Here is a 20,234-nt window from a genome sequence, read left to right as displayed (position 1 = left end):
AGATCAGCTCCTAAAAAATGGGTTTGTGGTAAACACCATTTTAAAGGAAGCTGATCTTTTTTGTCCGAACAGCGTTCGGATTAATTTTACAATCTACCATTATATATTCGAATTGATGCTGGATGCCGCTTGCGGTTGTCAACATTGATACACTCGCCGTGGGACCGGTTCAAGCTTCCTGAAAGCCGGAATCTCTCACCTCGCCGTCAAGCCTCGTGAAGCCCGCGAGTCTAGACGACCGTCCGTAACCTAAATTCGGAAAACCACCGAATTAACGTTACCTTCACGGCTCGGTATCAATGTTGACGCCCTTCAGCTGACATAATTGTTGTTTGACATAATGCCGTAGTATCACAGTAAATTATTACTGATCAATGATTTAGGTCACAACGAGACTATTAATTTCATCATAAAGCAGACAATTTTGTTGTTATACACGATAGCAAGTTCACATCGTAATCCCTTGTCCCCCAAGATGTCTACGATACTTAGCTTGCTGAAAATCCATATTAGACTGATACTTTGAGCGAGGTGATGAGGGGATGCAAATTGGAATCAAATTGAAGCAGTTGCGACAGCATCAGCAGCTGACTCAAGCTGACGTGGCTGATGAATTGAAGTTGTCACGTAAAACTATTTCTAGTTGGGAAAACGATCGTAGCTATCCTGATGTTGCGAGCCTGATTACCTTAAGCGACATCTACCACGTAACGGTAGATGAATTACTCAAGGGGGATCAGAGCATGATTAATCATTTAGTGGAGATAGATCGACAGGCAAAGCGGACTAAGAGGGAACAAGGTTATTATTATTGGATTAACTTGATTTTTCTATTGGCTTATATAGTGTTTAGCATTCCATTTTTATCTTTGCGAGTAACTAGTGGTCTGGAACTATTACTGTTTGCCGCTTGGCTTGCTGTAATTATTACGATGCTTGTTAGTCTCTCGGGCAATTCAGAAAACGTTAAAACGAAAACAATGATTGATGCCGCAATTATTTTTGTGTTCATGATGGTGTTTATTGATCCGATTTTTTTTCCAAAACCTTGCGAAACCAAATGTGACTAATGTAACTCATCTTAATGTTATGGCTTATCGAATAGGCTATGGTTTCGGTCAGTTAGCAGGTCCACTTATTCCCAACTTAAGTGTCATCCTAGCAATTTTAGCCCGACCATCTTATTTGCGCTTTGGGCGTCACAACTAAGTGAATAACACGTTGACCAAACAAACGCGATGACTGATTTTCATGTTCAGTTATCACGTTTTTTATTTTGTTCTTGCACGATGCGATTAAAGTATGTAAACTCTAAATGGTAATCGTTACTATTTACATACTTTTTAGAAAGAGGGATTTCGATGAAGTATTTTCGGCAGGTTTCATTAAGTTTGGTTGCCTTGCTGGCAACGGTAGTGACATTGGCCTGGTTGGCGCCACGACCGACGCAAGCCAGCAGTGATAAGAAACCGATTCATGTTGTCGCAAGTGTTGATTTTTACGGGGATGTGGCTAAAGCAGTGCTGGGCGATCATGGCACGGTAACCTCAATTATCAACAGTCCTAGCGTTGATCCGCATGATTTTGAACCAACGACTAAGGATGGTATTACAGTTTCCAAGGCCAATTTTGTTTTGTACAACGGTATCGGCTATGACACTTGGATGCACAAACTGAATAAAAGTAGCGGCGCTCACAAACAGACGGTGGTCCGTGTTGGTGAAGATGTGCTTCAGAAGAAGACCGGTGACAACGAGCACGTTTGGTATCAACCAGAGACGATGCCGAAATTAGCGAATTATTTGGCCAAGAAATTTAGTAAGCAAGCGCCTCAATACAAGCATCAGTATCAAGCAAACGCTAAACGGTACATTGCCAGCCTGAAACCATTGCAGCATCAAGTGACTAAATTGAAAGCTAACAGCAAGGGCCAACACGTGGATGTGAGTGAACCAGTATTCGATTACACGTTAGATGCTTTGGGCTATAAGCGAAACAACTCCAAGTTTGAATTGGCTGTTGAAAATGGCACAGATCCGTCGCCGAAATCAATTAAACAAATGCAGACGGACATTACGCATCATCGCATTGCGTTCTTCGTTAACAACAGTCAGGCCAGCGACAAAACGGTTAGTGCAATGGTTAGCCTAGCCAAAAAGAATCATGTACCAGTTTTGAATGTCACTGAGACGTTGCCGAAGGGACAAACGTATCAGAGTTGGATGATGAAACAGTATAAGGCGCTTGCTAAGATTCAGAATCAAGAAAAGTAATGTTTGAGGAGGATTTTTTGAAAGTGTTATCAGCTTCCGGTAAGCTTGACTTGGTAGGTTTGACGCTTAGCAGGTAACTTAAGCTGATTGGAGGCAACACAGAATGAAAGTTGTTGTGATTGGTGCAGTGGCGGGCGGTCCTTCGTTTGCGACGCGTTTGCGGCGAATTAATGAACAGGCTGAAATCGTTATGCTCGAACGTGGCCCAGAAATTTCGTACGCTGGTTGCGCTTTACCATATTATTTGGGAGGTGTGATCAATGATCGTGATGCGCTGATTGAACGTACGCCACAAGCTTTGAGAACCAAGAATAATATTGACGTTCGTGTGCAGAGCGAAGTCACGGCAATTGATCCGGATGCTCACCTAGTTACGGTGCAAACGGATACAGAAACGTATCAAGAAAGTTATGATGAGCTGGTCATTGCTACTGGGGCCCGGCCAACATTACCCGCTATTCCAGGATTAGCCGAAGCTGACGATTGTTTTACACTGCGGGCTGTAACTGATGCGGACAAAATTAAGGCGTATATGGATCAGAAACATCCGCAACGTGTGGCCATTATTGGTGCGGGTGTCGCTGGACTGGAGCTCGCTGACAACCTCACGTTGCGTGGCCTGAAAGTGACGCTCATCGAACAGTCCGCTCACGTGGCGTTTCCGTATGACCCCGAAATTGCGACGGTGATTGAGAAAGAATTGACTGATCATCATGTTGCGCTACGTTTGAACAAAACCGTGACGGACGTGCGCAACCATGGCCATCAACTGATTATGAGTGACGGTACACAATTAACCACGGACATGCTACTGGTGACGACAGGTGTGACGCCAAATAATGAAGTGGCCGCTGCCGCTGGAATCAAACTAGCAACGGACGGTCACATCATCGTGAACAATCGACTGGCGACCAACCTGCCTCATGTTTATGCGATTGGCGATGTCATTGAAACGACGAGCTTAATTACAGGTTTGCCAACGCCGAGTATGTTGTCGACGGCGGCTAATCGACAAGGTCATATTTTAGCGGACATTATCAATGGTGAGCCGCTGACCTACGCCGGTTTTGTTGGCACGAGTGTGGCCAAAGTATTTGATTTAACCGTTAGTTCTGTCGGCTTTACGGCCAATACGCTCAATCATTTGGGAATTGACAGTTACGACAGTGCTTTTATCACACCGTATGACATTGCCTACTTCTTCCCAAACGCTTCACGGATTAATTTCAAATTAATTTATGCACCCAACACAGGCCGCATTCTTGGTGGCCAAGCAGTGGGTCAACATGGTGTGGACAAACGGATCGGGCAATTATCTGCGGCTATCACTGGTGGCTTAACGGTTGCGGACTTGCCAGACATCGAGGTGCCATATTCGCCGCCGTTTTCTTCAACACGTGATGTCATTAACATTGCTGGCTATGTTGCTCTGAACCAGATGCAACAGGTTGGTCAAACAATCAAGCTGGATCAACTGACGGATGAGATGAAAGAAAAGGGCGTTTTTCTAGACGTTCGTGAGCCGGGTCGTCCGGCAGCTGGGTCGGTTTCTGCAACATTGACCATCCCACTCAGTCAGCTTCGAGATCACATTCGTGAAATACCGGCTGGCAAACCAGTTTTTCTCACGTATCGTCCTGGGTTGAGCAACTACACGGCCGCCAGGATTTTAGCTGGCAATGATATCGAGGCCAAAATTATTGAAGAAATTGATTAAGCCAAAGCCCAGCTGACTAACCGTTTTGTGAGTAGAAATATTGTGCTGTGAGGGTCAATGACTCACATTCCAGTGAACATTTCATGACATTAAACGGCTGGGCTCCCATCGTTAGTCATTATCGTAGTTGCGCGCTGTTTGCAAAGTGCGCTATACTTTGGAAAGTTAAATATTGATGAGTAGACTGTGACGGGATGAGTAACTTTGAATTAATGCTAAGAGAGTCGTGTTTGGTGTAAACGATGATTGTTCAAAGCAAAGATGGTCTTGAAGAAGTCAAACTGGTGACATTTGAAGCCGGTTTCGGTGCACACCGTTAACGTGATGAAGAAGTTTGGTTAACCATTTGTTGGTGAGCCGGCTTAAAGTTGGGTGGCACCACGCGACAGCGTCCTTACATTGATATGTAGGAACGCTGTTTTTTTCATAACTATTTTCATTCATTGCTATTTATTTTTAAGCGGGCAATCATTAAATTTACAATTATTGCGCACACTGGGTGATTACGTATGGCATACGTAAAGGGGAAAGGGAGCTGTTTTATGAATAATAAGAATCAGTCGTCAAATTCAATTCGAACTGTCGTCGCTACTGGGATTGGAGCAGCGGTCATCTTTGTATTAATGAAGTTTGTTGCCATTCCAACGGGAATTCCCAACACTCAGTTTAATGTTGCTGAAGGTTTTCTAGCCTTGTTGGCAGCGTTATACGGACCGGTTGCTGGTGGTCTTGCCGTATTTATTGGTCACAGTTTGAACGATTTTGTTACCTATGGGTCACCATGGTGGACCTGGGTAATTACGGATGGCCTAGTCGGCGTTGCCCTTGGCCTGATCAAAAACCGACTGAACGTTACTGGTGGGACGGTTAAAACGATGAAATTAGTCTGGTTTAACCTGTACCAAATTGTGGTTAATTTTGTCGCATGGGTGTTGATTGCGCCAACTGGCGACGTATTGGTTTATCATGAACCAGCGGCAAAAGTATATCTTCAAGGGGTTACTTCATGGATTGTTAACAGTGTGTCTGTTGCCATCATCGGAACCATCTTGATTGTGTTGTACTCACGGACTCGTGCCCAGCATGGCAGTTTGAAAAAGGAAAAGTAATTCATGGTTGAACCAATCATTTCGTTTAAAGATTTTGGCTTTCAGTACGACAGTCAATCGGAACCAACATTGAAGCATATTAATTTAGACATTTTTCCAGGTGAGAAGGTGTTACTAGCTGGTCCATCTGGGTCAGGAAAGTCGACATTAGGTCGTTGCATTAACGGCTTGATTCCGCAATCATATCCTGGTGAAATAACCGGTTCGGCTACAGTGGCCGGTCACGATATTAAGGACAGCTCAATTTTTGAACTGTCCTTTAGTGTGGGCACGGTGCTACAGGACCCCGACAGTCAGTTTGTCGGTTTGTCAGTGAAGGAGGATATCGCTTTTTCCCTCGAAAATGACGAACGGAGTCAAACGGAAATGAGGGCTGCCACGAAGAAATGGGCCGAACGACTGGATCTTAAACCACTATTAGATCATTCTCCGCAAGGGATTTCTGGCGGTCAAAAACAGCGGGTGGCGATGGCCGGCGTGTTGATTGATGAAAGCAACATCCTGTTGTTTGATGAACCACTGGCCAGCCTGGACCCAGCGTCTGGAAAGGCTTCAATTGAGCTAATTGATCATTTAGCACGGCAGCAGAATTTGACTGTCGTGATTATTGAGCACCGGCTGGAAGACGTGCTCCAACGGCCAATTGACCGGCTAGTTGTCCTTAAAGATGGCGAAATTGTCGGAAATGACAAACCATCTGCCATCCTAAAAGATTCGTTGATGCAACAGTTAGGCTTACGTGAACCGCTTTATTTGAGTGCACTCCAACTTGCAGGTGTTAAACTAGCCGACTGTGACAACATTGATTCTGTTGAAACCGTTGCCGGAGACAATATCGAATCAGCTCTCCAGAGATGGACTGCAGGGGTTTCGTTGCAAGAACCTCTTTTGCCGACAGAGCCATTACTAACATTGAATAATCTGAACTTTAGTTACAATCGCAATCAGCCGATTATCCATGGTCTGAACTTAACCATTAATCGTGGTGACATGTTGAGCCTAGTCGGCCGTAACGGCACGGGTAAATCAACGTTGAGTAACCTCATTACTGGTTTTCTTAAGCTAGATGGTGGTGAGATGAAACTTAACGGTCAGGATTTAACGCAACTGTCTGTCAAGGAACGTGCAGATCATATTGGTTATATCCTGCAGGATCCAAACCAGATGATTTCCAAAGCGATGATTTTTGATGAAGTTGCTGCGGGCTTGCGTTTGCGTGGCCTAACTGACGACGAGGTTGAGCGTCGGGTCAACGATACACTCAAAGTTTGTGGTTTATATGAATTTCGCCATTGGCCAATATCAGCGCTCAGCTTTGGTCAGAAGAAACGGGTGACCATTGCTGCCATTCTGGTACTGAATCCGGAGATGATTATTCTTGATGAACCAACGGCTGGTCAGGATTTGCGGCATTATACTGAGATGATGAATTTCCTCGAGACACTGAACCGTGAGCATCAAGTGACGATTATGTTAATTACTCATGACATGCACCTGATGTTGGAATATACGCAACGCGCAGTTGTGTTAGCTGATGGCGGTGTGTTGATGGATGCACGACCGGCCGATGTGTTGACAAATGAGGCAGTGATTGAAAAAGCCGCGTTAGCTAAAACAAGCTTGTTCACTTTGGCTGAACGATACCACTTACCATCAGCACTAGATTTTGTCGCTAAGTTTGTTCAAACGGAACGGGAGGTGCGCCGCCATGAATAGTCAACTGTTAATTGGTTACACGGCCCGCGATACGTTTCTGAACCGGTTGAGTGGCAGTACAAAATTGATTGGTTTCGTTGCCTTGTCGATTATTGGCATGGTGACGTACGATACGCGGTTCCTACTTGGCGTTTTGTTAATATCATTAATACTGTTTCATTTTTCTAAGATTAAGTACCATGAAGTCGCCTTTGTTTTGCAGGTGATCGTGGCGTTTGCCATTTTGAATCTGGTTATGGTCTATGTTTTCGCGCCAAGTTATGGAATCACCATTTATGGTACGCATCACATGATATTAGGTAGCCCAGATCATTATTTCAACTTATCTTGGGAACAACTTTTTTATGAATTTAATTTATTATTGAAATACATTTTTGCTGTGCCGCTGGCGTTGATTTTTCTGATGACGACGAATCCGAGTGAATTTGCGGCCAGTTTGAACAAAATTGGTGTTTCCTACCGGATCAGTTATTCAGTAGCAATTGCGCTGCGATACATTCCGGACGTTCAAAATGATTACCGAACCATTAGCTTGGCTCAACAAGCTCGTGGTTATGAAATTTCACGAAAGGCTAAGCTCATGACACGGGCTAAGGGTGCGGTCCAGATTATTATGCCGTTGATTCTTTCCAGCTTAGACCGGATCGAAATCATCAGCCAGGCGATGGAGTTGCGCCGGTTTGGGCATAATAAAAAACGAACGTGGTACATGGCACAACCTTTCAAAAGAAACGACTACTTGGCTTTGATTATAATTGTGTTGATTGTGCTCATCGGCATTGCGTTATTTAAAGTCAATGGCGGCCGATTCTGGAATCCATTTAAATAAGTTTTGAAAAATACGCAATTTTGGTCTGAAACCGAAATTGCGTATTTTTTTTGCATTTTCTGCTTGACCTAAAACCCGTTTCAGAGAATACACTGCGTTTGTAAATGAAATCTAATCAATAAACGTAGTGGAGGGCGACAATGATGAAACTATTCCAAGAAAATGTTTATACTGACGTTGAATTAGCAGATAACAATGAAATTGCAGCGTTGAAGCTGATTGCACAGACAGCCGCAGACAAATTAAGTGTAGACGAACAGGAGCTGAAGAGCGGTTTAATCGTTCGTGAGGCCTTGTCCACCAGTGCCATGGGGGATATTGCAATGCCGCACGCGAATGCTTCCGGTATCGAGAACCCCACAGTGCTGGCGTTTACGTTTGCAGAACCAATCATTTGGGGTGAAGCGCCGACTCATTCAGTTGATACAGTGATTGCCTTGATCATGCCGCGTAATGAACACCAAGAGGATTACCACGATGTGCTGGATAGTTTCGCCAAACATATGATGCAGCCAGCCGATGTGGCAGCAATAACGGCAAGCAAACAGGATGCGAACGGGCTTGTAAATATTGTCAACAATTGGTTACCGGTAACGGTTTTTGCTTAATCATAAATGATAAGGAGAGGGCATGAATGGGACACATTAAACACATTTTTTCCGATATGGACGGTACGTTGTTGGATCGTGATGGCAATATGAGTCCGGCCAATAAGATGGCCATCGAACATAGTCATATTCCATTCACATTAGTCTCTGCGCGAGCGCCGATGGAAATGATGACGGTTATCAACGCATTGAAATTGACGGCACCACAAATTGCGTTTAACGGTGGCCTGATTTTCAAAATGCAGGGGCATCGTTTGATCCCAATTCAGGCCAGTAGCATTCCCGCAATGGATGCCCAACAAATTTTGCACCAAGTCACACGACGATTTCCAAACGTCAGCGTCAGTTGTTATAGCATGAACGCTTGGTATGCAGAACGAATTGATGCTGGTATTGAATTGGAACGTCACATTACGCACCAAACGCCAACGCTGGTGCCATTTAGCAAACTGATTGGGCAGCATGATCTTCGTTTATTTAAAATTATGATGATTACCCGTGATCCCAACGAATTAACCCGTTTACAAGCGTATCTGCGTGCCATGCAGTTACCAACTGTAGCGATTCAGCAATCTGGCCGAACGTTTGTCGAAGTGACGAGTAAACGGGCACGTAAATCCACAGGTATTGCGTTTATCCGTCAACAGGAACGTTTGCAGGCCAACGAACTGGCTGCTTTCGGTGACGGTCATAACGATCTACCCATGTTTGAAAGTGTCGGGCACGCGATTGTAATGGGCAATGCGTTACCGGAAATCAAGGCTGTCGGTGAGCGAGTGACATTAAGCAATAACGAAAATGGCGTCGCATACGGCATTCGTCAACTGTTGGTTGAATCATGATCTAATTGCCGCTAACATGCTGGCAGAAAGTTTGCTATGCTAAAACCATTAATAAGCGGGAGGTGACAGACGGTGGCGAATATTCATGATATTGCTAAGGCAAGTGGTTACTCAGTATCAACAGTGTCACGGGTAATCAACCATCGTAAATATGTCACGGACGAGGTTCGGCAACGTGTTGAACAGGTGATGCGGGATTTAGATTACGTTCCCAACGCGGTCGCCCGCGATTTGAGTACTGGCAAGACTCATAATATTGGCGTTGTACTGCCACACAGTCAACATCCATACTTTACTCAAATTACGAATGGTGTGATGGAGGCGGCATTTGCAGCGGGGTATCGTGTGGTGTTGTTGCCTTCAAAATATGATGAGCGCGTGGAGCGCCACTATTTGGAGCAGTTGCGACAACGTGCTTTTGACGCGGTCATTTTTACATCTCGTGGTGTTCCGTTAAGCGAACTCGCGCGTGATGATGCGCATACAAAAATTGGACGCATCGTTTGTTGCGAGGATCCGGGCGATTTGCCGCTATCAGCTGCTTTTACCGAACGCAATTCTACTTATGAAACCGCGTTTGAATGGATTAAGGGGCATGGGTACAAACGAATTGGGATGTTGCTCAGCCGTGAATGTGCGTTGAGTGCGACCAGTCAGGCAATGATCGAAGCTTACAAAGACGTATTTCATGAGTTGCCACGTCCTGAATTAGTGCGGACAAGTGTAGTTAATAATCAGGACGGTTATGATTCGGCTCAGTATTATATCGATAATGATTTACGACCAGATTTTATTTTTGGCAATGGTGACGATATCGTGGCTAATGCGCGACAGTGCTACTTGGATCATGGACTTGCTGTTCCAGGCTTGATGGGACAGGAACATCAGTTATCTAGCACTTTGCTACACATTCCGACGATTGACCATCACTTTAACGAAGTTGGTCGCAGGGCCTTTGAACTAGCTGTCAGTGACCACGTCGCTCAACGGCCTGTTGCTTCCACGTTCATCGATATTGATGAATAATCGTGCAGTTGTATGTGAGTACTGTCGCTTACGGTTGTCAACATAGGAACACCACCGTGGGACCGGTTCAAGCCGGAAGCCCATCGTCTTTCACCTCGCCGCCAAGCCGCGTAAAGCCCCCGCGTCTTTGCGACCGTCCGTACTGTAAATTCGAAAACCACGAATTAACAGTACCTTCACGGCTTGGTTCCTATGTTGACGCCCTTCAGCTACCGTTGCAGTTAAGCACAATGATGCTGTTCGGCTTACAGTAACGGCAGCGCAAGTTCTGTCATATGAGTGAAGTCGGTCAGGGGCGGAGTTCAGTGTCGATGCTACTTAATGGCATGGGGTTGGCCATTTAGTAGCATGGGACGAGTTCAGAGATGTGGTTTTCAGCTCTGAATCGAGGTTGAAGACCGCTGTTTTTGCGGGTTGAGACCGGTCCCCACGGAACGGCGCCTCTGACCGACGAAACGGTTAATTGAATTACACAGAAAAAGCGCCCGCACATCATTGAAGAAAGATTGTGCGGGCGCTTTAGCTATTCGATTGTGACAGTGAATGTGCGCTGATCGTGAACCAGCATGCGTTGCAATGTTTGTAGTAGTAGTAACATCCAGCTAAACGACATGATGAAGGCAACCAACTCGTAAGCGGTGAGGGACAAATATCCTACTGGTTGAAAGAGAATTGTCGTCACCACTAGCAAGCCGCCGATAATGTACGATAGGGTCAGAAACTCTGGTGTCACTTTGGGTAGTAAGTAACGGATAGCGACGATCGTGATGATCATGAAATAGACTAGGAAACTAGCCGTTTGGTCATGAAGTTCGTGCATTAGACCACGACCGTTGTTAGCAAACGCACCGACACCGCCCAGACAAATAGCAGTTAACGTTAATAAGATGCGCAGTGTCAACATGCGTTTGCTACTACCGAATTGCTTGCGCAGACTGGAAAAAATGAAATCGACCAACGCGACCGTCAGCAATGCAGAAACAATTAAGGTCAGGTTGAATTGCCAACTGTAAGCGGCTTTTTCCGTGCCCAGAAAGCTGATATTATGCTCCCACCACCGTTTGTTACTATTGGTGATCATTGACGACAACACACCAGCGACAATGACCGACACCAATAAGGAGAAAATCATGGTTATTGATAGCGCTGAGACTGACAGGATCATTAGGTAGTTAATTAGACTGATGAATAGGAAGAACATGAACGTCGATGTGAATTGATCAAACGTCGCGCCCTTGAACAAAATGCCGGCAAACCAGAAGAAACCTAACAGACAGGTGGTTAGGATAATCATGAACGATAGCCAAATGGTCGGGAAACTGCGCCAATAAAGTGATCCAGTCAACCATCGCTGGATGTCATGTTTTTGTTTAAAGTAGAAAAATAAGAATGATAATGAACCGCTAACGATCCCCAAGATAATAACGGCGCTCGCAATAGAATTAGTGCCTGCCAAGGCGATTTGATTAATCCTCTGATTCGACAAATAGGCGAAGAATAAGACACTGGCTAAGATGGATGGCAACAGGAACCAGCGGATCGGTAATATCTGATGTTCACGTGCCGGCTTGTCCGGACGAATGGTAACCTGTTCGTTGTCGTCATCCGGCAGCGTCAGTTGCAGTTTGTCACCTGGTTTGACATTCAAATGTTCCGCAACTTGCGTGGGAATGGTGATGCGGTGAGTTGTTTCTGATTTCATAAAACTTCCCTCTAGAAAGATAATTCGTGATGGTTATGTAGGTATTGTCGACGTAAAATAATTGTGACTATGTCCCATTTTACAGAACTTTAGCAAAAATCACAGGCTATAAATCGTTTTGGAAAGGAATGTTTGCATGAAAACAACGGATACGGTTGATGAATGGTGGGATCAGTACGACGAGCATGGAAATATCGTTGGCAAACAGCAGCGTCGTGACCGCGTTCCTGCTGGACGTTACCACCTTGTCGTTAATGCGTTTATCTTTGACCAAGACGGGGCGGTGTTGCTGCAACAACGAAGTTTGAGCAAACTGAATCATCCCGGAGCGTGGGATTGTTCTGCCGGCGGTTCTGCCTTGCGTGGAGAATCAGCGTTGAAAGCAATTCAGCGAGAAATAGCTGAAGAATTGGGACTGACATCGTTGGTCGATTTAAAATGGCACGATAGTTTTCGAGGATTGGATTGGGTGGAGGACTGGTTTGCCTTTCGCGGAGCGTTCAAATTGTCAGCTGTGAAACCACAGATCGCCGAAGTTGCTCAGATTGCTTTGTTTTCTCCAGAACGGGCGGTGGACAGGCTATATCAACAAGGCATTCTGAATACAAGCAAACAGTTACAAAAAGCGCTTAATTGGTTAGCATTTCAGAAACGACGGTAATTACCCCAGCGGGCATGTTACCGTCGTTTTTGCGCAAACGTTGATGCTCAGTGCCACGGATCGTGGTGTTGACAGTATGCCAGCATACGCGTTGATTGCATATCCCGATGTGTTACGGTCGGCATTAAATATTCCAAGTGATCAAGAAATCGTCATGGGTGTGGCTTTAGGACACGCCAAAGTAGATGATAAAATTAATACGGTTGCGCCAGGACGGTTAGCATTAGCTGATTTTGTTCACATTGCAAAGTAGCCGGTTTCAATGAACGGGAACCTTTTGATTAGTAAACATTATCCCGGGTGGGGTATAATGAACGAAATTAATTTGGAGGTTTTTGCTCATGATGAATGTGCCAGACGTGGCCCAAAAGACGGTGGCCAGCAAGCAAATTACCAATCGTTTAAAGCGTTCGCGTGGTCAAATGGATGGCGTGTTGCGCATGATGGATGAAGGCCGTGAATGTCAGGATATTTTGGTTCAGCTCGCTGCTGTTCGTTCCAGTGTGGATAAGGCGATGAAATTAGTGGTTGCTGAAAACATCCGCCAAACAGTTGAAAAAATGGGCGTTGCTGCTGACAGTGAGGAAGCTGCTTCGCTACAGAAGTCGTTGGATCTGATGATGAAAACGCGTTAAAACAAAGTTGAATATATTGTGTCTTAAGCCATTTCGTCAATGAAATGGCTTTTTTTGCTGCTTTTAGAAAAGTAAAAAACAACTTGCTTAGAAACTAATGAGAATGCTAAACTGTTTATAATTTAAGAGTGATGCCGAAGCTCGGGAAGGTTCGAGCAATTTTCGGTAAATTATGTGAGGGAGGACATTGCAATGTCTGCATTAACGTTTGCTAACTGGTTTGCCAATGCATTTACAATTTCGTATGTATCTGCGTTTAAGGGGACCAGTGTGCACTTTTTTAAACGTTAACGTAGGACTGAATGTCGTCATGGTGGTCATGCACCCGGCAAACAGCCGGGTGCTTTTTTTATAGCGTGATGCCAAAGCTCGGGAAGGTTCGAGCAATAACGTAAGGGTGGCAGCGTGCAAGCGCACTTTGCTTGTAGGATGACGGCTTTGGGTTATGCACAGGACCTTGAGCGACAGGTGCACGTTTTAGAAGAGTGATGCCGAAGCCCTGGGAGAAGTTGAGTAAGGGCTTCGCATTCCCTAAAAGCATTCACCATATCGACATTCCAACAATGGAGGACTCCACATGAAGCAAACTAGTACAACAGTGAAAAAATTCTGGCAAGCATACTGCCAGTCGATCGGTCGGCAATTACCACAACCGGACGCATGGTCGTTTGGGATGACAACGTCAATGGCAAACGAATTAGCCGACTTAGTGGTTAAAGGTAAAAAGACGGCGACGACATCCGCTTTTATTGAGGGTGAAGCGGTCACGCAAGTTGGTGACTATGACATTATTTTAAACGGTGACGATCAGCCAGTCGCGATTATTCAGAATGTCGTTTCGGAGATAATGCCTTATCAGCAGGTATCCGCGGAACATGCCTATCACGAAGGCGAGGGTGATCGTACATTAGCATATTGGCGCCGGGTTCACGAGGCGTTCTTTCGTGAAGAAGGTGCCCAGGACAACTATCAGTTTAGTAATCGGTTATTAATGAGCTGTGAAGTGTTTGAACTAAGGGCAACACAGGTAAGTTTGGCAGACAATCTGGAGGCAAACGAATGATGAGTAATTTTATGAGTGGAGAGTTGGTTCATTTAACTGAACTACGCCAGGGCGATACAGAATTATTTGCGCAAGAACAATGGACTGATGGCTGGTTCAGACAACTGAGCATGGACATGTCACGAGTATGGTTGCCAGAGGACTATAAAGAAGATCTTAAGGGTGAACACTGGGGCACCGATGAGTTCGTGTACGTGGTGCGGGCCAACGATACGGAAGCGACGGTTGGCTGGATCTCACTTGGGGATATTCAACTGAAGAATCGTGGTGCAGAAGTGGGCATCGCCATCGTGGAAAGCCAGCAGGGTCACGGTTATGGCACGGATGCGTTGCGGATTATTTTGAAGTTTGCGTTTGACGAGTTGAACATGCACCGAGTTCATTTAGAAGTCAATGGCAATAACGCTGGGGCCATCCACATTTATGAACGGGTTGGCTTTAAACGTGAAGGGGTTAATGTTGGCGCACTGTATCAAGATGGTCAGCGAATTGACCGGTACAGTTACGGAATCTTGCAAACGGAGTGGCGTGCATTAACGGAGGCAACAAAATGAAAGATGTGTTAAAAGGACGATTAGTGAACCTCACGGAGGCACGTGAAGGGGACGCAACTTATCTGCAAGAGCATCAATGGGCCGGTGCATTTGCGCGGAATAGCGAGTGGGATTTAGCCACAGTTAGAACACACGAAAGCTTCGTTAAAATGTTGGCCAACAACGAGCCAGACGGCATGATGCTGATTGTTCGCAAACAGACTGATGACAGCCCAGTTGGTTGGGTCGAGTTAGACGAGATTCAGTTGAAAAATCAGGTGTGTGAACTAGGAATCGGTATCGTTGACCCAGCCGAACGTGGCCACGGTTACGGGACTGACGCGATCAATTGCATGCTGGCCTATGCCTTCTTTGAAATGGGGCTGTATAAAGTTCGTTTGGGCGTGAACAGTAATAACGCGGCGGCTGTGCACACTTATGAACGTGTCGGATTCAAACGTGAAGTTGTGAACCGCGAGGGCCTTTATCAAGATGGCAAGTGGTTTGACCAATATGAATATGGCATTATGGGGTCGGCATGGATGGCTGCTCACCAAGATTGGCCGGAGTTTTAAGCTTATAAATGAACGTAAAGGAATGTGATTAGCTTCATGACAGATGAGCTCGATATAAAAACAGCAATTAAGGATACGTTGCCAACTGTGTTTGGTTATATTGGCATTGGCTTAGCATTTGGTGTGGTGAGTCAGTCCGTGGGCCTTAGTGTGCTCATGGTAGTGTTGATGTCCGCCATTACATATGCTGGATCCGCCCAATTTATCATGGTTAGCATGCTGGTATCTCATAACCCAGTGGTGTCGATCATGGTCGCTGTCTTTTTGGTAAACGCGCGGATGATCTTAATGAGTACGGTAGTTGCACCTTATTTCAAAAAAGATAGCATGTTGAAGAATATTTTCATTGGCGCGTTATTGACCGATGAAAGTTTCGCGTTGAGCATGAATAAGGTGAATTATACGGACCACAAAATGTCATTTGAGTGGTTTAATACTGCCAATTTAATTGCTTACTTTACATGGATGATCGCGTCGGGTGTTGGCGCGCTGCTGGGACAATTGGTTGCCCATCCAGAGCGACTCGGTCTGGATTTCGCATTAGTCGCCATGTTTATCGGGTTACTGTATTTGCAAGTTATCGCGGATCGTTCACTGGCGAAGTCACTGCAACTGATCGTGATTCTGGCTGAAGCAGTCATTATTTACCTAGGGCTTATTTTTATTCCGGGAAATCTGTTGCTTGTTGTGGGCACGCTGTTGGGCTGTGCGACGGGGGTGGTTATCAAACATGCTTTCTACTAGTTATGTACTTTTAACCATTGTCGGCTGTGGCATTGTGACTTTGTTATCGCGAACGTTGCCCTTTGTGCTGTTAAAAAATCATAGTTTGCCGCCGTTAGTGGTCGAATTACTGAGTTTTGTGCCCATCACGATTATGACTGCGTTGTGGGTAACAAATTTGTTCACGCAACATCTGGGGCATTTACCGAGTGTGAACTATGAAAATTTGTTTGCGTCGGTTCCCACTGTGATTACGGCTGCTATTACTAAAAGCTTGCTGTGGATCGTAATCGTCGGGGTAGTGTCGTTAGCAATATTAAGAGCGGTCATGTAAACGGATTCAAAATGTTTATGCAAAACATTAGGTGTTTGGTGTAAAGCATGATATACTCATACAAAATTACTGACAAAGCGAGGGTGATTATTTATGGAAACCTTGTTAGCAATTGGATTATTAGCTGTTACAACAGTTGGATTAGTCGTTTGTGATGTAAAGCTTGCGCGCCGCATGTCGGACACTGACACAACTGTTAAAGAAACAACCGAACTATAACCAATTATGATAAGTTTTAGAGCGTTCATTTCAAATTGGGATGAACGCTTTTCTTTGCCCAAAAATGAATTTGAAAAGGAAGTGTCCGTGTGGAAGTGTGGCAGGTAATATGGTTAATTATTTTAGTGATTGTTGTGCTGGGCCTAGCCACAGTGGTTACCGCCATTTGGCTAGTCAAACGGCGTTTAGTTCGCTGGCACCAAACGGCGGATAAAATGGCGACACCGACTCAAATTGCCGGTGCACAACGCTTTTATGTCCGGACGATTTATCGCCGGCAACACATAATGTACCTTCGGCGGATCATGATTGGACTATTTGTGCTGGCCGGTTTCATGGCATTGTGGGCTTTATGTGAGCAGTTCAACCTGTATACGACGTTTCCAAACGGCCGGGCGGCAATGAACTGGTTTCTCAGTGACCACACGTCGACACGAAACGTGGCCTTAGTCTTGCTGTTTTTAAATGTTTTAGGTGCATCATTACTGCGCTTGTTGCTGCTGAAACGAGTGGACGAAGTGCAAGTTGAAGAGGCAAATGAATCGGCACATGATATCTATGCGATTCCAGCAATCATGCGGCGCCGGTTGTTTGGCCTGCGGCATTTGTTACTTATTGGATTGCTAACCATTTCATTCTGGCTGGGTCTAGGCGCCATCACTAAGGCAATTCCACGGGCAACTAGTCCGTTTGAAACGAGTCATTCAATCACCCAACCGATTGAAACAAATTCAGCGACTAGTGGGTCAAGCAGTGATGAGATAAGATATGACGACTCATCCGATAATTCTTCATCAACCGCGTCAAATTCAGCAACTAGTAACACTGCGGGCAGTTCAAGTAGCAACGATACTACGGATGATGACCTGCCAATGCCCTCCACGCCGATTGCAGATGTCGTAAAGGCGAAACCTGCCGATAACGCGACGATGAAACAGTTATCGGAAGCTGATCAAGCCAGCCTAACATTCATGGCATATTGGGCCATGGAAGGGCAGGATCCGGCAACTTTATTTGCTACCAAGAATAGCACTGGTGGCGCGACGTTTTATTATCATTGGATTGCTAACAACGGTCATCCAATCATTATGTTTAACAGCTACAGTCCAGTGGCCAAAGCCATGGATGATATGTTTATTGCCAATATTGCAGGCAACGATGTCAGTTTTTATTCATTACATGACGAGACTGCGCAAACGAGTAAGCTGGCTAATATCATGGGTTTGACGATGAGCAACGGATACGCAACACCAAGTCAAGATCCATTAGATCATCGTTCGTATGACTTGCGAAAAATGACGACTGTTTACTACCAACAAGCGGGTTATCAAGCTGTTCATGACACCTTAAAGCCAGGCTATGCAATGACCATCAAATAGTAAAAGTTAGGGAACTATAACATAATTATCTCACTTAATTAAAAAACGCTCAGAAATGGGTAGGTTCGCTTGAACTTTTTTGGGCGTGTCCCCTATAATGGGTTTGTAGCAATAACTCAGGTCAACCTAGGAAAGGCAGGTGGGTTTTATGTCAGACGCAGATTATCATATATGTTCAACGAGTGATGACGGTCCCGCGTGTTCGCAATTCATAACTGGATATTTAACCCATGCTGTGAACTTTGCCGCACGTGAAATTTAGCATTTACTGAGGTGTTTTAGTCTAATGCAAGAATTTAACGGCACGGTTTACTGTCTCGTTGATCATAAAGAATATGATCTCGTAGACGGTGTTTTCCTAGGAGATTTGGATGGTCCGTTGAGGGCGTTGATTCGTCTCGACTTTCCAAAGGCGACAAACCAAGATTTTATCTGTAGTGAGCATTTGGTCCACTACCGTTTATTAAAGATGGATCAGATGATTGCGAAGGACTATCGCCAGAATCATAAGCTGAACCAAAAGCTTACGCGGGTACTTCAAAAAGATACCTATCAGGTGGTTGATGTCCGTCAGCAATTGGAACACTCACTAACAGTTGGTCAGCGGGTTGCGGATGCTGTTGCCCACTTCGGGGGTAGCTGGCCTTTTATTATTTCCTTTGTTCTCATTATGTTATTGTGGATTACTGTTAATTCATTACACCTATTTGGTGTGCATTTCGATCCTTATCCGTTTATTCTTTTGAATTTGTTCTTGAGCATGGTTGCCGCAATCCAGGCGCCACTCATTATGATGAGTCAAAACCGGTCAGCAGAGTATGACCGGATGGAATCGGCTAATGATTATCACGTTAACCAAAAATCGGAAGAGGAAATTCGGGTATTGCACTCCAAGGTTGACCACATGATTCAACAGGATCAGCCGAACATGTTGCAGATTCAAAAGATTCAAACAGAGATGTTGGGTTCGATTGAATCGCAGGTTAATGAACTACGGCGGTTGCAAACGTACTTCGATGATCACATGAATGATCAAGAAGGTAAGCAACCGAAACAACAGAAATCGTCTCAGCCGGCACGTCGGCAAACGGATTCGCCACAATCGGTTTCACATAATGAGCAGAGTCACAAACAATCAGATCACGGTTCACTTCATGTGAATAAATAGCGTGATGATTGGGAAGACAAAACCACAATTGATTAATGCTTAAATCGGACCAAAAATTTATCAGAAGGCCACCCTCGTTGCGGGTGGCTTTTTGCTTTACATCGGCTTTTTTTAGCGACATGATGAGGACCGAGAGAAATTTTATGGGGTGGTCACAATGGGGTATGTATATCTGGCTTTAGCCATTGTTGGTGAATTGATTGGTACAAACTTATTGAAGGCATCATCTGGTTTTACGTTAGTATGGCCCAGTTTAGGGGCTTTAATTGCCTATGGGACGTGCTTTTACTTTCTTGCGGTGTGCATGAAAACGGTGGATCTCAATATTGCTTACGCATTGTGGGCTGGCATCGGTGTGGTGTTGTCAACGTTAGTGGCCGTCTTGTTTTGGAAGGAACCAGTCAATTTGGCCAATGTGATTGGGATTGGCTTCATTCTGGTTGGCGTCGTGATTTTGAACTTGTTTGGTGCCAATGGCTAATTGCCTTTGACACAATAGTGGACAAGACTATGAACTATGAGTTAAAGTCGGCTTTAACTAATGTGCGTATCAACCGCTAGGAGGAACATTGATGACAATAAAAGCAGCTATAATAGAAAAGCATTATCGAATCGGTGAATTTGCAGCTAAAACCGGGTTGTCAGGTCCGACACTTCGTTATTATGAAAAAGAAGGTTTGGTCAAACCACATCGTTCAGACAACGGGTTACGTTACTATACGGATGCAGATGCGGACTGGATTAAGTTTCTGTTGCATTTGAAGGGTACTGGGATGACCATCGAACAGCTAAAACAGTATGTGACTTGGCGTGCTGAAGGGGATGCAACGATTACCAAACGTTTGCAGTTATTGAAGAATGTACGGCGTGGTTTCCTTCAGGAGTTTGAGGAATTACAGCACAGTATGACGATTTTAACTGACAAGATTGATTGGTATCAGGGAAAAGTTGATGGGCATATTAGTGACAACGAAGATTTTGCCAACTACCTTGCCAGTTTGAATCACGAAGAATAAATGATAGCGGTGAATGCCGCTTGCGGTTGTCCCCATTGACTCGCTTGCCGTGGGACCGGTTCAAGCCTCCTAAGTTCGGAGTCTTTCACCTCGTCGCAAGGCCTCG

Annotated in this window: 21 protein-coding genes and 2 pseudogenes; 22 read left to right on the top strand and 1 reads right to left on the bottom strand. The window is 45.0% G+C overall.

Going from position 1 to position 20,234, the window contains the following annotated elements:
* The first annotated feature begins 542 nt into the window (after positions 1 to 542).
* The 9 genes from GB993_RS07690 to GB993_RS07650 all read left to right on the top strand — a co-directional run bounded on the left by GB993_RS07690 (position 543) and on the right by GB993_RS07650 (position 10,120).
* Entirely contained in the window at positions 543 to 1,070 is a 528-nt protein-coding gene (locus tag GB993_RS07690) for a helix-turn-helix domain-containing protein (RefSeq protein ID WP_161003780.1), read from the top strand.
* 291 nt (positions 1,071 to 1,361) lie between these two features.
* On the top strand, positions 1,362 to 2,273 hold the full coding sequence (locus GB993_RS07685; protein WP_161003779.1) for a metal ABC transporter solute-binding protein: 912 nt from the start codon (positions 1,362 to 1,364) through the stop codon (positions 2,271 to 2,273).
* A gap of 103 nt (positions 2,274 to 2,376) precedes the next feature.
* Positions 2,377 to 3,990 (top strand): FAD-dependent oxidoreductase, encoded by a 1,614-nt coding sequence (locus GB993_RS07680; protein ID WP_161003778.1) that lies wholly within the window; start codon positions 2,377 to 2,379, stop codon positions 3,988 to 3,990.
* A gap of 542 nt (positions 3,991 to 4,532) precedes the next feature.
* Positions 4,533 to 5,099 carry an ECF-type riboflavin transporter substrate-binding protein gene (locus GB993_RS07675; RefSeq protein ID WP_161003777.1) on the top strand — a complete coding sequence of 189 codons (567 nt, stop codon included), beginning with the start codon at positions 4,533 to 4,535 and terminating at the stop codon, positions 5,097 to 5,099.
* Positions 5,100 to 5,102: 3 nt separating this feature from the next.
* Positions 5,103 to 6,815 carry an ABC transporter ATP-binding protein gene (locus GB993_RS07670; protein WP_161003776.1) on the top strand — a complete coding sequence of 571 codons (1,713 nt, stop codon included), beginning with the start codon at positions 5,103 to 5,105 and terminating at the stop codon, positions 6,813 to 6,815.
* On the top strand, positions 6,808 to 7,644 hold the full coding sequence (locus GB993_RS07665; RefSeq protein WP_161003775.1) for an energy-coupling factor transporter transmembrane component T family protein: 837 nt from the start codon (positions 6,808 to 6,810) through the stop codon (positions 7,642 to 7,644). The genes GB993_RS07670 and GB993_RS07665 overlap by 8 nt, the downstream gene beginning before the upstream one ends.
* Positions 7,645 to 7,784: 140 nt before the next feature.
* Positions 7,785 to 8,252 carry a PTS sugar transporter subunit IIA gene (locus tag GB993_RS07660; protein ID WP_161003774.1) on the top strand — a complete coding sequence of 156 codons (468 nt, stop codon included), beginning with the start codon at positions 7,785 to 7,787 and terminating at the stop codon, positions 8,250 to 8,252.
* Between the two features lie 26 nt (positions 8,253 to 8,278).
* Positions 8,279 to 9,094, top strand: coding sequence for a Cof-type HAD-IIB family hydrolase (locus tag GB993_RS07655; RefSeq protein ID WP_161003773.1), 816 nt, complete (start codon positions 8,279 to 8,281; stop codon positions 9,092 to 9,094).
* Between the two features lie 72 nt (positions 9,095 to 9,166).
* Positions 9,167 to 10,120 carry a LacI family DNA-binding transcriptional regulator gene (locus tag GB993_RS07650; protein WP_161003772.1) on the top strand — a complete coding sequence of 318 codons (954 nt, stop codon included), beginning with the start codon at positions 9,167 to 9,169 and terminating at the stop codon, positions 10,118 to 10,120.
* 523 nt (positions 10,121 to 10,643) lie between these two features.
* Here the strand turns inward: GB993_RS07650 and GB993_RS07645 are convergent.
* Positions 10,644 to 11,822, bottom strand: a complete 1,179-nt coding sequence (locus GB993_RS07645) for an AbrB/MazE/SpoVT family DNA-binding domain-containing protein (protein WP_161003771.1) — start codon at positions 11,820 to 11,822, stop codon at positions 10,644 to 10,646.
* A 136-nt stretch (positions 11,823 to 11,958) separates the two neighbouring features.
* On the opposite strand from GB993_RS07645, the gene GB993_RS07640 reads away from it, so the two are divergent.
* From GB993_RS07640 to GB993_RS07585, 13 genes and pseudogenes are all read left to right on the top strand, one after another.
* On the top strand, positions 11,959 to 12,483 hold the full coding sequence (locus GB993_RS07640) for an NUDIX hydrolase (RefSeq protein ID WP_161003770.1): 525 nt from the start codon (positions 11,959 to 11,961) through the stop codon (positions 12,481 to 12,483).
* Positions 12,484 to 12,517: 34 nt separating this feature from the next.
* Positions 12,518 to 12,736: pseudogene (locus GB993_RS07635) on the top strand (nitroreductase family protein); the annotation flags it as partial.
* A gap of 88 nt (positions 12,737 to 12,824) precedes the next feature.
* Positions 12,825 to 13,118: a metal-sensing transcriptional repressor gene (locus tag GB993_RS07630; RefSeq protein ID WP_161003768.1), complete on the top strand. Its 294-nt coding sequence runs from the start codon at positions 12,825 to 12,827 to the stop codon at positions 13,116 to 13,118.
* A 577-nt stretch (positions 13,119 to 13,695) separates the two neighbouring features.
* Complete coding sequence (locus GB993_RS07625; RefSeq protein ID WP_161003767.1) at positions 13,696 to 14,181, top strand: ASCH domain-containing protein; 486 nt, start codon at positions 13,696 to 13,698, stop codon at positions 14,179 to 14,181.
* Positions 14,178 to 14,735: a GNAT family N-acetyltransferase gene (locus GB993_RS07620; RefSeq protein WP_161003766.1), complete on the top strand. Its 558-nt coding sequence runs from the start codon at positions 14,178 to 14,180 to the stop codon at positions 14,733 to 14,735. The genes GB993_RS07625 and GB993_RS07620 overlap by 4 nt, the downstream gene beginning before the upstream one ends.
* On the top strand, positions 14,732 to 15,289 hold the full coding sequence (locus GB993_RS07615) for a GNAT family N-acetyltransferase (RefSeq protein WP_161003765.1): 558 nt from the start codon (positions 14,732 to 14,734) through the stop codon (positions 15,287 to 15,289). The genes GB993_RS07620 and GB993_RS07615 overlap by 4 nt, the downstream gene beginning before the upstream one ends.
* Positions 15,290 to 15,325: 36 nt before the next feature.
* Positions 15,326 to 16,033 (top strand): AzlC family ABC transporter permease, encoded by a 708-nt coding sequence (locus GB993_RS07610; protein ID WP_161003764.1) that lies wholly within the window; start codon positions 15,326 to 15,328, stop codon positions 16,031 to 16,033.
* Positions 16,020 to 16,346, top strand: coding sequence for an AzlD domain-containing protein (locus GB993_RS07605; protein WP_161003763.1), 327 nt, complete (start codon positions 16,020 to 16,022; stop codon positions 16,344 to 16,346). The genes GB993_RS07610 and GB993_RS07605 overlap by 14 nt, the downstream gene beginning before the upstream one ends.
* A gap of 93 nt (positions 16,347 to 16,439) precedes the next feature.
* On the top strand, positions 16,440 to 16,565 hold the full coding sequence (locus GB993_RS13140) for a hypothetical protein (RefSeq protein ID WP_284142837.1): 126 nt from the start codon (positions 16,440 to 16,442) through the stop codon (positions 16,563 to 16,565).
* Positions 16,566 to 16,654: 89 nt separating this feature from the next.
* On the top strand, positions 16,655 to 17,944 hold the full coding sequence (locus GB993_RS07600) for a hypothetical protein (protein WP_161003762.1): 1,290 nt from the start codon (positions 16,655 to 16,657) through the stop codon (positions 17,942 to 17,944).
* A gap of 286 nt (positions 17,945 to 18,230) precedes the next feature.
* Positions 18,231 to 18,950 (top strand): annotated as a pseudogene (locus tag GB993_RS07595) (DUF1003 domain-containing protein); the annotation flags it as partial.
* Between the two features lie 319 nt (positions 18,951 to 19,269).
* Entirely contained in the window at positions 19,270 to 19,593 is a 324-nt protein-coding gene (locus tag GB993_RS07590; protein WP_161003760.1) for a DMT family transporter, read from the top strand.
* Between the two features lie 91 nt (positions 19,594 to 19,684).
* Complete coding sequence (locus GB993_RS07585; RefSeq protein WP_161003759.1) at positions 19,685 to 20,128, top strand: MerR family transcriptional regulator; 444 nt, start codon at positions 19,685 to 19,687, stop codon at positions 20,126 to 20,128.
* Positions 20,129 to 20,234 lie beyond the last annotated feature (106 nt).

Source organism: Furfurilactobacillus milii (assembly GCF_009864005.1).
In the GTDB taxonomy this organism is placed as follows: Bacteria; Bacillota; Bacilli; order Lactobacillales; family Lactobacillaceae; genus Furfurilactobacillus; species Furfurilactobacillus rossiae_B.
Note: the sequence above shows the minus strand (reverse complement) of the source record. Positions and strands in the feature narration are given on the sequence as shown.